General features: G+C 52.6%; 1 protein-coding gene. It reads right to left on the bottom strand.

The genetic code is table 11. The annotated features are described in order from the left end of the window. A partial coding sequence (locus tag EN807_RS34220) for a tetratricopeptide repeat protein (protein WP_135938071.1) occupies positions 1-306 on the bottom strand: 306 nt, incomplete at both ends.

Below are 306 nucleotides of genomic sequence, written 5' to 3' on the forward strand. Positions count from 1 at the left end.
CCGCCTTGCGCCATAGCTCCGCCGCTTTGGAATCATCCTGCTGAACGCCCTTGCCCCAGGAGTACAAAAGTCCAAGGTTCAACTCGGCCACTGCCATGTCTTGATCCGCCGCCTTGCCCCACCATTCGGCAGCTTTGGAATAATCCAGTGGAACACCCAGTCCTCTGGAATACAGAAATCCGACGTTAAATTGGGCAATGGCATCACCCTTTTGGGCGAGAGCCGTCCATTCTTTGTACGCTTCTGAATAATTATTCGCTTTAAAGGCGGCTTCGGCTTCGAGGGCTCCTGCTATTAAATTGCAGA

The sequence above is a fragment of the Mesorhizobium sp. M5C.F.Ca.ET.164.01.1.1 genome, assembly GCF_004792125.1.
Classification (GTDB): Bacteria; Pseudomonadota; Alphaproteobacteria; order Rhizobiales; family Rhizobiaceae; genus Mesorhizobium; species Mesorhizobium wenxiniae.